Source organism: Paenibacillus sp. FSL R7-0302, from assembly GCF_038006885.1.
GTDB lineage: Bacteria > Bacillota > Bacilli > Paenibacillales > Paenibacillaceae > Paenibacillus_AQ.
Genome location: NZ_JBBOWB010000001.1, coordinates 4,832,130 through 4,844,070, shown reverse-complemented (window position 1 = coordinate 4,844,070; position 11,941 = coordinate 4,832,130). Strand labels below are relative to the sequence as shown.

General features: G+C 53.8%; 10 protein-coding genes. 6 read left to right on the top strand and 4 right to left on the bottom strand.

The window, feature by feature from the left end; genetic code table 11:
- Positions 1-32: 32 nt before the first annotated feature.
- The 4 genes from MKY96_RS20865 to MKY96_RS20850 all read right to left on the bottom strand — a co-directional run bounded on the left by MKY96_RS20865 (position 33) and on the right by MKY96_RS20850 (position 3,501).
- Entirely contained in the window at positions 33-611 is a 579-nt protein-coding gene (locus tag MKY96_RS20865; protein WP_340942919.1) for a hypothetical protein, read from the bottom strand.
- A 4-nt stretch (positions 612-615) separates the two neighbouring features.
- Entirely contained in the window at positions 616-1,140 is a 525-nt protein-coding gene (locus MKY96_RS20860; RefSeq protein WP_340942917.1) for a GrpB family protein, read from the bottom strand.
- A 325-nt stretch (positions 1,141-1,465) separates the two neighbouring features.
- Complete coding sequence (locus tag MKY96_RS20855) at positions 1,466-2,395, bottom strand: alpha/beta hydrolase family protein (RefSeq protein WP_340942915.1); 930 nt, start codon at positions 2,393-2,395, stop codon at positions 1,466-1,468.
- Positions 2,396-2,514: 119 nt separating this feature from the next.
- Entirely contained in the window at positions 2,515-3,501 is a 987-nt protein-coding gene (locus MKY96_RS20850) for an alpha/beta hydrolase (protein WP_340942913.1), read from the bottom strand.
- A gap of 210 nt (positions 3,502-3,711) precedes the next feature.
- On the opposite strand from MKY96_RS20850, the gene iolG reads away from it, so the two are divergent.
- From iolG to iolD, 6 genes are all read left to right on the top strand, one after another.
- Positions 3,712-4,761 (top strand): inositol 2-dehydrogenase, encoded by a 1,050-nt coding sequence (gene iolG, locus MKY96_RS20845; RefSeq protein WP_340942911.1) that lies wholly within the window; start codon positions 3,712-3,714, stop codon positions 4,759-4,761.
- Between the two features lie 39 nt (positions 4,762-4,800).
- Entirely contained in the window at positions 4,801-5,634 is an 834-nt protein-coding gene (iolB, locus tag MKY96_RS20840) for a 5-deoxy-glucuronate isomerase (RefSeq protein ID WP_340942910.1), read from the top strand.
- A gap of 201 nt (positions 5,635-5,835) precedes the next feature.
- On the top strand, positions 5,836-6,846 hold the full coding sequence (locus MKY96_RS20835) for a LacI family DNA-binding transcriptional regulator (RefSeq protein ID WP_076076418.1): 1,011 nt from the start codon (positions 5,836-5,838) through the stop codon (positions 6,844-6,846).
- A 590-nt stretch (positions 6,847-7,436) separates the two neighbouring features.
- Positions 7,437-8,447 (top strand): 5-dehydro-2-deoxygluconokinase, encoded by a 1,011-nt coding sequence (gene iolC / locus MKY96_RS20830; RefSeq protein ID WP_340942907.1) that lies wholly within the window; start codon positions 7,437-7,439, stop codon positions 8,445-8,447.
- A 48-nt stretch (positions 8,448-8,495) separates the two neighbouring features.
- Positions 8,496-9,956 carry a CoA-acylating methylmalonate-semialdehyde dehydrogenase gene (locus tag MKY96_RS20825; protein ID WP_340942904.1) on the top strand — a complete coding sequence of 487 codons (1,461 nt, stop codon included), beginning with the start codon at positions 8,496-8,498 and terminating at the stop codon, positions 9,954-9,956.
- A gap of 23 nt (positions 9,957-9,979) precedes the next feature.
- Complete coding sequence (iolD, locus tag MKY96_RS20820) at positions 9,980-11,926, top strand: 3D-(3,5/4)-trihydroxycyclohexane-1,2-dione acylhydrolase (decyclizing) (RefSeq protein WP_340942901.1); 1,947 nt, start codon at positions 9,980-9,982, stop codon at positions 11,924-11,926.
- Positions 11,927-11,941 lie beyond the last annotated feature (15 nt).

The following is an 11,941-nucleotide window of genomic DNA, read 5'->3' as shown; positions in this document are numbered from 1 at the left end:
TTATTTCCACTCATTCAGCCTATACAGAAAAGCTATTTAGGTAAGCTCCATGAATGAATTAGGGTCCCGTTCTTTTCCAATTGGCTGTAACGTATAGCATTCCTGTTCTTGAGTTCATCAAACAACTGATAATAGTCCCGTTCCAAGGCTTCCCAATCACTATAATGTCCATTCCCCGCCGATTCTCCGCTTGGACAGCTGACATTGGTCTCATTGTACAGGATGCCATGGGAAGTTTGCCATTCAGGCAGGATGTCCTTCCATTCTCCAAATACATGCCCCCGCCACTGCTCCCCTAAAGCCGACCGTAACAGATTCTTATTCACAGGATCAACTGCCCTGAACATTTCCAGTCCGGCAGGACCAAGATCCATGAAGAGGTTCCCGCAATTGGAGCACTGGTAAGCGGATTTGAACAGTCTAGTGATTAAGGATCTAATCCTCATATCAGCTTCTTTCTTATCCCGCGGCGTCGGACCCGATTTCTCAATAGCATCGTCAATCTCATCCATAAGATCATCCTGATCCTGGTCCGCAAGGAAGTATCCTTTATAGGGCAAATAATCCGTATTGTCGTAGATTCGGTGTCCGCATTCACATCTGAAATTCATCGGCTCACCTCGCATCAGAACGCAGGCTTGCGTACCAGGAAAGCGCCTGTTGTTCCATCGAGCTCACAAATGCTTTTTTGGCTGGACTATACTGACTGGTGTCTTCGAAGCGATCCGCTAATTCTTGTTTGAACTGACTGTATCTTGCCGCTTCCGCCGGATGGGCTCTTAAATAATCTCTGAACACGAGATGCCGTTCAATCTGAGGGTTGTCTGCCTGATAACAATGAATATGATGCGTCCTTGCCTCACCGCCTTTGCGGAATAGCCTTCTTCCGGGAATTCCCCATTCTCCACCTGCATCATATCCGAGCAGTGTCATCTTATCGTTGTACGAGTCGATTTTGCCTATGTCTTGTACGATACACATCATATCAATGACGGGTTTAGCTTTTAAACCGGGTACTGAGGTGCTGCCAAAATGCTCAAAACGTACAATTTCATCTGTGAAAATAGTAGTTAAAAACTCAGTCTCCTGCTGAAAAAGTCTGATCCAGTCTGTATTATAGTCGCTAAGTCTGACCTTCATCAAATGTCCTCCAGGTTAATGGCGTTTGGGTATCATTTCATGCTAATCAATGGGCGTTAGCTTATACTTGGAGATCTCTTTCTTCAAATAATAATGAGTATGGCTGCCGGCATTATGTATCGTTCCGAACACTTCATACCCTTGCTTTAAGTAAAATTCCAATGCCTGAAAGCTTAGGGTATCTAATTTAATGAAATTGCATTGGAACACTCCTTCAAGCAAGAGTTATGATAGCTTAAGTGTATCATTGAGTACCCGTATTTAGCTGTAAAGAACATTTAAAATTAAGCAATACTGCCCCTGCAACTACGTTTATCAATTCATGCTAAGTTCCTACAGGTTCACCCTCTGCGTTGATGGGAACAACGGTTTCTCCAGACTGTAAAGCGAAATTTCGGCCCGCCTCACCCTTACAAAAGACCGCCTCCATGAATGCGGTTGCAGCTTCTGCGGTAACGGCATGAACGGGAACTGCGTGTTGATCACCGTAATGAAGCGGAATATCCGAAAACGACATGTGCTGAGCCCCTTTTACCCGATAGAATTGGGCATTATTCAGAGAGTTGAAGGCATAGCGCTGCCCATCGATGTAATCGTATGCAATGGTCTCATTCATAGAGGCTGCCATCTCCCGGTACGCCGAAGCTTCTTGCCGCAGCAGCAGAACTGGAACAGCAGACTGTACGTCTTCGCGGCGTATGAGGTGAAAACTGGGATCGAGCAGGACAGCCGCCTTGATCCGGTGATCCTGCTTGGCGGCCTCCAGGGAGGCGGCACCTCCGAGCGAATGTCCCAAGACAGCAACCTTATCCAGGTCGAACAGCCCGGCGAGCTCAGCATCATCGGAGCAGTTAAGCGTCTCAAGAACGTCCATAACTGCGTGTATATATTGTACCCGGTTGTGGAGCAGACGGGACCAACTGGTGTAGTCGCTGCTTGCCAGCTCCGCCATTTCCGGTGCCTGCTTGAGATAGCTGCCATCTGGAAATACGGTGAAGATAGACTCATGCGGGGCGCTAATCGTAATTACCACGTAGTTTTTGGAGACTAACTTGGAAATCACTCCGAGATACATATCGCGTTCCACACCGAATCCAGGGGAGAAGAGTACGACGGGATACCCTTCTTGTTTTGGAGCCACTGCCCCGCCTGTTGTTACACTGGCAATGTTCAGGTTGTCCAGCTCAACGCCCATCTCTGTCAAAAGCTTAGCTGCCTCAGCCTGGCAAGGTGCGTACAGGTCGATACCCTTCACCGGTTCTCCCCCGATGGCTGGATAAAAAATGCTAATAACGAGTCTTGGGCTTCCTTCCAGAACTCTTGTGAATCTCCCGATCATGTTAGCTCACCTTTCTTAATGGATATATATTCCTACTAAATAGACGCCTGCTTGTCTGTTTGGTTGCGATGATTATCTCTTAATAAACTCAGTACTGAATCTACGACAGCTTGCGGATAATATAGTTGAATGGAATGCCAGCTGTCCTCTATCACGATCTGCCGGGTTTTTGCGGTTAACTGGAGGAGCGTCTTCTGTGATTGTTGCCAAGCTTCATTCTGCCTTCCGGCAGATAATACGAGGATTGGTAATTCCGAAGCTAAAGGCTCTGACTCTATTAATTGGAGGGCACTTTCTATAGTGCAGAGAGATTCCAGATATGCCGCTTTATACGCATTATTTCGATATCCGAGTGTATTCATTGTATGTTGAACTGGTGGAGGCAGCCGTTTGGCACCAATAGGTTGTCTTAATAGACGGGGCAACCCAATAGGGGATAAAAGATAACCCATTCTTAGCCGTCTCAGGTGCCGCAGTCGTTCTTCATATCTGATTTGATTAAAAGTGGATTCTATGAATCTTTGCTCATGTGTGGAGTCCACAAGAATAATCCCGGAGACCTCTTCAGGATACTTAGAAGCAAACAGCCGCATGATCATTCCGCCATAGGAGTGCCCTACAAGAATGTATGGGGGTTCTAATTCAAGCTGCGTCAATAATTCCCGCAAATCACGAACATAGCCTTCGCAAGTCGGCTCACTGATAGGTGTAGTACTCCAACCGAAACCGGCCCGGTCATAGGAGAGGACCTTGGTATGCTTGGCTAATGCGGGCTGAACCAATGACCAATCCAGAGCACAACCGCCCATTCCTGCTTCCAATAGAATCGTCGGAAGATTACTTGTGTTGCTGCCGGTAACCATCGCATGGAGATGATGTGAGCCAACTGAAATCTTTTCTCCTGGAGCTTTATATTTATGTAGAAGATATTTGGAAAGAGCGGCCTGAATCCATGTGAATGGAAGTCCGATCAGAGAAATAATTACACGAAGCAGGCTTTCGGTAAAATTAATTTTGCTCATGAGACAACACCTCTTTTCCTGTTCTAACTTGCATAATATAGGATTCATTTAATTGTTAAAGAGAAATCTCACGGTATCTATTTCCTATTTTATTTCGGCCTACGCTTATCTGATCTTTTTGAGAAAAGATTTGCTTGAAGCTTTCCCGGGCATGAAGTATACTATTCTCGGGAAGGTTAAGCGCTTACCCTCTGAGGAGGATAAGCGAACATGGTTAAACCGATTGTAGTTGGCATTATCGGAGCGGGAAGAATTGGCCGCCTCCACGCAGACAATCTGCGTGCGATGCCGTCGTTCAAGCTGAAGTCCATAGCTGAAGCTATGATGAGTGAGGAATTGCTGGCCTGGGCAGAGAGCAGGGGGCTTGGCTCTGTTTTTGCTGCGGGTGAAGATATACTGAATGATCCTGAGATTGAAGCGGTGTTCATCTGCACGCCGACTGATTCGCATGCGTCCTGGATTGAGCGGGCTGCGCACGCGGGCAAACATATCTTCTGTGAGAAGCCGATTAGCCTCTCCTCGGAAGAGACCCAGCGGGCTTTGCAGGCGGCAGAGGACGCTGGTGTGCTGCTGCAAGTCGGCTTCAACCGCCGGATGGACCCCAGCTTCCGCAAGCTGAAGCGGCTGGTTCAGTCCGGAGAGCTGGGGAATCCTCATATTGTGAAGATTACCTCACGTGACCCGCAGCCTCCCGGTGAAGCTTATGTACGTTCTTCCGGTGGGATGTTCATGGATATGACGATTCATGATTTCGATATGGCCCGTTATCTGGTAGGCAATGAAGTGGCTGAGGTCTACACCCGGGGGGCGAACCTGATTGATCCGATGTTCGGCCGTTGCGGGGATGTGGACACCGCCGTCATTACACTGACGTTCGTGAACGGGGCGATTTGCGTGATCGACAACAGCCGGCAGGCCGTATATGGCTATGATCAGCGGGTGGAGGTCTTCGGAACGCTGGGTTCGGCGACGGCAGACAACTGCCGCCCGACAACAGTGGAAGTATCCACCGCGACTTCGGTCACCCGCGATCAGCCGGAGCATTTCTTCCTGGAGCGCTATAACCAGGCATTTATGGAGGAGATTATTGCGTTTGCCCGTTCGGTAAGGCTACAGGAGCCGGTGATCTGCAGCGGCCGTGACGGCGAAGCCGCACAGCTCATTGCTGAAGCAGCCAGAGAATCGTATCTGAGCGGACTTCCCGTCAAGCTGTCTGTAACTGCTGCGGAAGCGGGATTTTCTGAACTGCAGGCCTTGTAAGCGGATACAGATTCTTAAGACAGAGGAGGATGGATGAAGATGTCTGATCTACTGATTAAGGCCGGAGCGCCGGATAAGGATGGCTGTATCGCTGCGGTCAGCCCCGAGAGTGCCGGATGGAAGTATGTCGGGTTCGAGGTGTACCAATTGCAAGCTGGGGCTACCCTGGAGCGTGATAGCGAAGAGAATGAAGTCTGTTTGGTACTGCTGGCGGGCAAAGCAGATATAGAGGTGGATGGCGAGCGGTTCGCCGGTATCGGCGGACGCATGTCAGTCTTTGAAGATATGGCTCCTTATGCTGTGTATGTTCCGGCGGGAGCGCATTATGAGGTTACTGCACTGACAGAGCTGGAGCTTGGAGTCTGTCTTGCTCCGGGAAGCGGCAAATATCCGGCACGGCTGATTACCCCGTCAGATGCGGCAATCGAGGACCGCGGCTATGGCAGCATGACTCGCAAAGTCGTTAATATCCTGCCAGAACACAGCGTAGCTGAGAGCCTGCTGGTGGTCGAGGTGCGCACGGGCGGCGGCAACTGGTCCAGCTATCCGCCGCACAAGCATGACCAGGATAACCTGCCGGCCGAATCCTACCTGGAGGAGACGTACTATCACCGGGTCAATCCCGCCCACGGCTTCGTGGTGCAGCGGGTCTATAATGATGACCGCAGTCTCGACGAGACTATTGCTGTTCCGGATAAGAGCATTGTGCTTGTGCCGGAGGGCTATCATCCTGTCTCAGCACCGCCGGGATATGATTCGTATTATCTTAACGTGATGGCCGGACCGGTCCGCACCTGGGTATTCCACAATGATCCCGATCATGAGTGGCTGTTCAAGCCGGGACAGAGCGTGCCTGCATCAGCGGCAGAGTGAACAGAGTTGAAGAGGATAGAAGGTTATCTGGCGGCTAGGTAGACAAGTGAATGGATAATTATGGGGCTTCCGCGCAGCGGGAGCCTTTTTGAACTAGCTGGTCTGTAAAAGACACACATACCCGATAGATAGACAGCGTGGGAGGACTTCCTTATAATCGAAGGATAAGAAGGCATGAACGCAAAGGCGGGCTTAATAACGATGAAACCTACGATCTATGATGTGGCACGGGAAGCAGGCGTCTCTATCGCTACGGTGTCCAAGGTATTGAATAAGAGCGGCCGGATCAGTGACAAGACGCGGGAAAAGGTAGGGCGGGTCATGGAGGAGCTGAACTACCAGCCCAGTCTGGTAGCTTCTGCGTTGACCAGCCGCCGGACGGGTACCATTGGGCTGATGATCCCCGATATTGCCAATCCGTTCTTTGCGGAGACGGCCCGCGGCATCGAGGATTACGCCCAGGAGCAGGGCAGCGACTTAATCGTGTGCAGTACGGACCGCAGCGATGAGAAGGCGGCCCGGTACATCTCGCTGCTGCTGCGCAAACGGGTGGATGGCCTGATTATTGCCTCTCATACGGGGAATCCTGAGCTGATTCGCGGAATGGTGGCTGATCATGTGCCGCTTGTGCTGTTCTCAGCCGATATCCGTATGCTGGAGGGCAACAGCGTCACCGTCGATGATTACAAAGGCGGCTATCAGGCCACGGAATATTTGCTGTCCCTCGGTCACCGCAGGCTGGGAGTGATCTCTGACAATCTGCCGGGGAGCAGGCTGCGGGTGGAAGGATTCCTGGATGCGCTGAAGGCGGCGGGAATTTCTTTTGACAATCCGGCGAATATGATCCACACCTCGGCAACGCTGGAGAACGGGCGTACGGCAGCAGCAGAAATGTTGAACCAGGCACAGAACATACGCCCGACCGCCATCTTTGGCTGCAATGATCTACTGGCGATCGGGGTACTCAAGGAGGCGCGCAGTGCGGGCCTGTCCATTCCCCGCGACCTGTCCGTAGTCGGCTTCGACAATACGATGCTGGCAGAAATCTGCCATCCCTCGCTGACCAGTATCGCCCAGCCTCTGCGCGAGATGACCGAGCAGGCGATGCTTCTGCTGAATGAATCAATCAGTAACCCCACCAGCCCCAAGCGCAAAATCATGCTGATGCCCGAGCTGGTCATCCGCCATTCGACGGGTCCGGTTCCGCACTAACCACACACTATCTATTCAAGACCTGTTCCGGCTGCGGCTGGGAGCGGGTCTTTTTTGCGTGCTGTATTAGTGTGGAAGAGCGCGATTGTGTGGAGGGACATGGACCGGATGTATGTGGAAAACCGAACATATTGGGTCAGTGAGCCGGTGAGTAGGCAGATGTATGCGAAAAACCGAACACAATTTTTCTACCTGTTGTTCCGAGGGCGATCTTCCCCTTCAGTGCATTCCATGCGATTATTGATATCGCTTTCAAATTGAGGATTGCCAAAAGCGCGCTTCTAAACTATACTAAAGTAGAAAATTAGGTTAAGCGCTTACCCTCCCCCTAGAGATGAAATGAAACATTCTGTTCCAAAGGCAACAATCAATCGTTGAAATACTCAACCTACACGCCAAGTTATACGCCAAATGACTCTTACAGCAGCATATCAATCTAACCTTACGTTAATGCGATGTATAGCTTCATTGTACGAATTACAACTTTACTGTGTAATTTACAGCCTCACTGTCCAATTGACGACGATTTACAGCCATTCGTATTACCGAACGAACTACCTTTTCCCTAGCTTGATCAAGGAGGCATCACTATGAACGGTTTACAGTTCGACCCTGACCGGCGGCTGGATGTAGTTGCTGTTGGCCGGTTGTGTATTGATTTGAACGCCAATGAGACCGGGCGGCCGATGGAAGAGACGATGACCTTCACCAAATATGTCGGCGGCTCTCCGGCCAATATTATCATTGGTGCAGCGCGGCTCGGCATGCGTACCGGCTTCATCGGCAAGCTGGCTGACGACCAGATGGGCAGGTTCATCCGCAGCTATCTGCGCAAGGATGGCATCGACGACAGCCAGGTCTGCGTGGACCGGACGGGTGCGGTGACGGGGCTGGCTTTTACCGAAATTAAGAGCCCGCAGGAGTGCAGCATTCTGATGTACCGCGACCATGTGGCCGATCTGCTGCTGAACACGGAGGAGATCTCGGAGGATTACATTGCCAGCTCCAAGGCGCTGCTCATCTCCGGTACGGCGCTGGCCCAGAGCCCTTCCCGCGAAGCGGTGTTCCTGGCACTGGAATTTGCCCGCAAGCATAATGTGACCGTGTTCTTCGATCTCGATTACCGCCCTTATACCTGGACATCAGCCGCTGAAACGGCGGTCTACTATAACCTCGCAGCCGAGAAAAGCCACTGCATCATCGGCACGCGCGAAGAATTCGATATGATGGAGAATCTCTACAATTTGGCAGGCGCCGATGATCAGGCCACGGCAGCCCGCTGGTTCTCGCATCAGGCAGAGCTGGTGGTCATCAAGCACGGCGGCAGCGGCTCGATTAGCTATACAGCGGATGGGCAGAGCCACCGGAGCGGGATTTTCCCGGCAAAAGTGCTCAAGACGTTCGGCGCAGGCGATTCCTATGCGTCAGCCTTCATCCACAGTCTGATGAGCGGGCACAGTGTCAGTGAGGCGATGCGGCGCGGCAGTGCCTCGGCCTCGATTGTCATCTCCCGCCACAGCTGCTCCGATGCTATGCCAACCCTGGAGGAGCTGGAGGATTTCCTGCGAACGAACGAGGAGGTTCCGGCAGGCGCACAATAAGTAAGGGTAGTCAGCAGACTTTATATAGAACAGAAGGAGTGGACATAAATGACAGAGCAAACGGCACAAGTATTGAAAAACTATATCGGCGGGCAATGGGTAACAGCCGATACGGCACAGACGGAGCCGGTAGTGAACCCGGCCACAGGTGAGCTGCTGGGCAGAACGCCTCTATCCGGCAGAGCCGATGTAGACCGGGCGGTGGCGGCGGCTAAGGCCGCTTTTGCAGGCTGGTCCGCAACACCGGTTCCGCGCAGAGCACGGATTCTGTTCAAATATCAGCAGCTGCTGGTCGAGAATTGGGAGAAGCTTGCGAAGATCATCACCCTGGAGAACGGCAAAAGCTTCAAAGAAGCCTACGGCGAGGTCCAGCGCGGCATTGAATGCGTAGAATTCGCGGCAGGCGCTCCGACACTGATGATGGGCCGGCAGCTGCCGGATATTGCGACTGGCATCGAGTCAGGCATGTACCGCTATCCGATTGGGGTGGTCGGCGGGATTACCCCGTTCAATTTCCCGATGATGGTGCCGTGCTGGATGTTCCCGCTGGCGATTGCCTGCGGCAACACCTTTGTGCTGAAGCCTTCGGAGCGTACACCGCTGCTGGCGGCCCGCCTTGCGGAACTGCTGGAGGAAGCCGGACTGCCTAACGGTGTGCTGAATGTGGTGAACGGCGCGCATGAGGTGGTGAACGGGCTGCTGGAGCACCCGGATGTGAAGGCGATTTCTTTTGTCGGATCGCAGCCGGTGGCGGAATATGTGTACAAAAAAGGAACAGACCACCTGAAGCGTGTCCAGGCGCTGGCCGGAGCGAAGAACCACTCCATCGTGCTGGCGGACGCGAACCTGGAAGCCTCAGCCTCCCAGATTGTGAATGCGGCCTTCGGCTCTGCCGGGGAACGCTGCATGGCCTGCTCAGTGGTAACGGTGCAGGAGGAAGTGGCCGATGAGCTGATCTCCATTCTGCTGCGGGAGTGCAATAGCATGACCATCGGGAATGGGCTGGAGGAGGATACGTTCCTGGGGCCGGTGATCCGTCAAGGCCATAAAGAACGGACGGTTAGCTACATCGAACAGGGCATCGCCGAAGGCGCGAAGCTGCTCAGGGATGGCCGTGAGGATGCGGCGGTGAAGGGAGACGGTTATTTCATCGGACCTACGCTGTTCGACGGGGTGACGGAGGAGATGAAGATCTGGCAGGAGGAGATTTTTGCTCCGGTGCTGTCGGTGATCCGGGTTAAGGATGTAGCCGAGGCTGTGGAGATTGCGAATCGCTCGCGGTTTGCGAACGGAGCTTGTATCTTTACCAATGATGGCGGTAAAGTCCGTTACTTCCGCGAACATATCGAGTCCGGCATGCTGGGAGTCAATGTTGGAGTGCCTGCACCGATGGCGTTCTTCCCGTTCTCGGGCTGGAAGGATTCGTTCTACGGCGATCTTCATGCGAACGGAAGCGACGGGGTGGAATTCTATACGCGCAAAAAAGTCGTCACTGCCCGCTGGCAGTAGACAAGGCGAAGGGAGGACATGAAGTGGAACGTATCCGATTAACGACAGCGCAGGCGCTGGTTAAATTTCTGAATCAGCAGTATGTGGATTACGGCGGCGGGCCGGAACGCTTCGTGCACGGGGTATTCACCGTGTTCGGGCATGGCAATGTACTTGGATTGGGGCAGGCACTGCAGGAGGCACCGGGAGAGCTGACGGTCTACCAGGGACGCAATGAGCAAGGGATGGTTCACGCGGCAACCGCATTTGCCAAGCAGAGCCGCAGACGGAAGATTATGGCCTGTACAGCTTCAGTAGGGCCGGGGGCTGCTAACATGCTGACGGCTGCTGCAACAGCAACGGCGAATCAGATTCCTGTGCTGCTGCTGCCGGGAGATACTTTTGCTACCCGCCAGCCTGACCCGGTGCTCCAGCAGATGGAGCATACGTATAATCTGTCGATCACGGTCAATGACGCCTTCAAGGCGGTCAGCAAATACTGGGACCGTGTCACCCGGCCGGAGCAGCTAATGTCGGCAATGCTGAACGCGATGCGGGTGCTGACTGATCCGGGAGATACCGGGGCAGTTACGATTGCGCTGCCGCAGGATGTGCAGGGCGAAGCCTGGGAGTATCCGGCTGATTTCTTCAGCAAGCGGATTCACCGCGTCATCGCCCGGCTGCCTCATCCGCAGGAGATCGCGGCTGCGGCTGAGCTGATCGCCAGCAAGCAGCGGCCGCTGCTGGTCTGCGGCGGGGGCGTCCGGTATGGGGATGCCGGAGCGGCGCTGCGTGCTTTTGCCGAGAAATTCGCCATTCCGTTCGGAGAGACCCAGGCCGGCAAAAGCGCCGTAGCCAGCAGCTTCGAGTACAACCTCGGCGGCATCGGCGTCACCGGCAACGGCTGCGCGAATGCGCTGGCCCCGGAGGCCGATCTGGTGATCGGCGTCGGCACCCGGTTCACGGACTTCACCACCGCCTCGAAGAGTCTGTTCAGTCATCCTGAGGTGGAATTCCTGACGCTAAACGCTTCGCCATATCATGCGGCCAAGCTGGATGCGCTGGCGGTGGTCTGCGATGCTGCCGAAGGCTTGAACGCCTTAGCCGCAGCGCTGGAAGAGCGGGGATACCGCTCTGCGTATACGGATGAGATCACCCGGGCGAAGAAATCGTGGGCTGCGGAGCGGGAACGCCTGGCTGGTGTGGAGTATCCGGTGAACACCGGCAACACAGGTGTGTTCACCCCGGAGGTAGCCGGTCATCTCGATGAGAAGCTCCCGGAATATGCAGAGATGCTAGGCACTTCGCTGACCCAGACGCAGGTGCTGGGGATCATTAATGAAGCTATTCCGCAGGATGCGATTGTCATCGGAGCCGCAGGCAGTCTGCCGGGAGATATGCAGCGGATGTGGAACTCGGAGGTGCCGGATACCTATCATATGGAATACGGCTTCTCGTGTATGGGCTATGAGATTGCCGGGGCGCTGGGTATCAAGCTGGCTGAGCCGGGGCGTGAAGTCTACGCGCTGGTCGGAGACGGCAGCTACCAGATGCTGCATTCCGAGCTGGTAACCAGCTTACAGGAGAACCGGAAGATCAACGTTCTTCTGCTGGATAATGCAGGCTTCGGCTGCATTAATAACCTGCAGATGGAGCAGGGAATGGACAGCATGGCCACAGAATTCCGCCACCGGGGTACAGACGGCCAACTCAGCGGTGAGCTGATGCGGATCGACTATGCGGCGAGTGCGGCCGGTTATGGGGTGCAGACCTTCCGCGCGTCTACAGTTGAGGAGCTTCGCACGGCCCTGGCGGCGGCCCGCCAGTCGGAACGCTCCACGCTGATCGACATCAAAGTGCTGCCGAAGACGATGACCCACGGCTATGGGGCCTGGTGGAATGTCGGGGTTGCGGAAGTGTCCGGCCAGGAAGCGGTGCAGGAGGCTTACGACCGGAAGCGCAGCGGACTTAAGACAGCCCGGAGCTACTGAGCGGGCGCTGAATGT

Excerpts from the sequence above, each read along its gene's own strand:
- iolB (WP_340942910.1), top strand. The coding sequence starts at position 4,801 with ATGTCTGATCTACTGATTAAGGCCGGAGCGCCGGATAAGGATGGCTGT.
- MKY96_RS20850 (WP_340942913.1), bottom strand. The coding sequence starts at position 3,501 with ATGAGCAAAATTAATTTTACCGAAAGCCTGCTTCGTGTAATTATTTCT.
- MKY96_RS20825 (WP_340942904.1), top strand. The coding sequence starts at position 8,496 with ATGACAGAGCAAACGGCACAAGTATTGAAAAACTATATCGGCGGGCAA.
- MKY96_RS20860 (WP_340942917.1), bottom strand. The coding sequence starts at position 1,140 with ATGAAGGTCAGACTTAGCGACTATAATACAGACTGGATCAGACTTTTT.
- MKY96_RS20865 (WP_340942919.1), bottom strand. The coding sequence starts at position 611 with ATGAATTTCAGATGTGAATGCGGACACCGAATCTACGACAATACGGAT.
- MKY96_RS20835 (WP_076076418.1), top strand. The coding sequence starts at position 5,836 with ATGAAACCTACGATCTATGATGTGGCACGGGAAGCAGGCGTCTCTATC.
- iolC (WP_340942907.1), top strand. The coding sequence starts at position 7,437 with ATGAACGGTTTACAGTTCGACCCTGACCGGCGGCTGGATGTAGTTGCT.
- iolG (WP_340942911.1), top strand. The coding sequence starts at position 3,712 with ATGGTTAAACCGATTGTAGTTGGCATTATCGGAGCGGGAAGAATTGGC.